We start from the raw sequence: 1,769 nt of genomic DNA on the forward strand, positions 1-1,769 counted from the left end.
GTCTCATCTTTTGGTGGGGTTGTGAGTGGTGTTTAGGTTTCTTTGAGATTGATGGACAACAACAATCGTCAGATTGTTTTGTTCTTTAGTCAGCATCAAATTCAGCAGTCATGGCCTATTCCGGTTGTGCTGTTTTTTCTTTTACGGAGAGTTTGATCCTGGCTCAGGACGAACGCTGGCGGCGTGCTTAACACATGCAAGTCGAACGATGAACTGGAGCTTGCTCCAGGGATTAGTGGCGAACGGGTGAGTAACACGTGAGTAACCTGCCCTTGACTCTGGGATAAGCGCTAGAAATGGCGTCTAATACCGGATACGAGCTTCAGCCGCATGGCTAGGAGTTGGAAAGAATTTTGGTCAAGGATGGACTCGCGGCCTATCAGCTAGTTGGTGAGGTAATGGCTCACCAAGGCGACGACGGGTAGCCGGCCTGAGAGGGTGACCGGCCACACTGGGACTGAGACACGGCCCAGACTCCTACGGGAGGCAGCAGTGGGGAATATTGCACAATGGGCGAAAGCCTGATGCAGCAACGCCGCGTGAGGGATGACGGCCTTCGGGTTGTAAACCTCTTTTAGTAGGGAAGAAGCGAAAGTGACGGTACCTGCAGAAAAAGCACCGGCTAACTACGTGCCAGCAGCCGCGGTAATACGTAGGGTGCAAGCGTTGTCCGGAATTATTGGGCGTAAAGAGCTCGTAGGCGGTTTGTCGCGTCTGCTGTGAAATCTGGGGGCTCAACCCCCAGCCTGCAGTGGGTACGGGCAGACTAGAGTGCGGTAGGGGAGATTGGAATTCCTGGTGTAGCGGTGGAATGCGCAGATATCAGGAGGAACACCGATGGCGAAGGCAGATCTCTGGGCCGTAACTGACGCTGAGGAGCGAAAGCATGGGGAGCGAACAGGATTAGATACCCTGGTAGTCCATGCCGTAAACGTTGGGAACTAGATGTGGGGGCCATTCCACGGTCTCCGTGTCGCAGCTAACGCATTAAGTTCCCCGCCTGGGGAGTACGGCCGCAAGGCTAAAACTCAAAGGAATTGACGGGGGCCCGCACAAGCGGCGGAGCATGCGGATTAATTCGATGCAACGCGAAGAACCTTACCAAGGCTTGACATATACCGGAAACGTCCAGAGATGGTCGCCCCGCAAGGTCGGTATACAGGTGGTGCATGGTTGTCGTCAGCTCGTGTCGTGAGATGTTGGGTTAAGTCCCGCAACGAGCGCAACCCTCGTTCTATGTTGCCAGCACGTTATGGTGGGAACTCATAGGAGACTGCCGGGGTCAACTCGGAGGAAGGTGGGGATGACGTCAAATCATCATGCCCCTTATGTCTTGGGCTTCACGCATGCTACAATGGCCGGTACAAAGGGCTGCGATACCGTAAGGTGGAGCGAATCCCAAAAAGCCGGTCTCAGTTCGGATTGAGGTCTGCAACTCGACCTCATGAAGTCGGAGTCGCTAGTAATCGCAGATCAGCAACGCTGCGGTGAATACGTTCCCGGGCCTTGTACACACCGCCCGTCAAGTCATGAAAGTCGGTAACACCCGAAGCCAGTGGCCTAACCCTTGTGGATGGAGCTGTCGAAGGTGGGATCGGTGATTAGGACTAAGTCGTAACAAGGTAGCCGTACCGGAAGGTGCGGCTGGATCACCTCCTTTCTAAGGAGCATGTACTCGCCCCGCGGTATACACGGGGGTCAACGAGTCAAGTCGGTTTCGAAGCGAATGTCTTCGGCCGGCGCTCATGGGTGGAACATTGACAATGGCT

At 54.7% G+C, this 1,769-nt stretch carries 1 rRNA gene; it reads left to right on the forward strand.

Going from position 1 to position 1,769, the window contains the following annotated elements:
* The first annotated feature begins 140 nt into the window (after positions 1–140).
* Positions 141–1,660 (forward strand): 16S ribosomal RNA (locus ASE87_RS06210).
* The last annotated feature ends 109 nt before the right edge of the window (positions 1,661–1,769 follow it).

The sequence above is a fragment of the Frigoribacterium sp. Leaf44 genome (assembly GCF_001421865.1).
Taxonomy (GTDB): Bacteria; Actinomycetota; Actinomycetes; order Actinomycetales; family Microbacteriaceae; genus Frigoribacterium.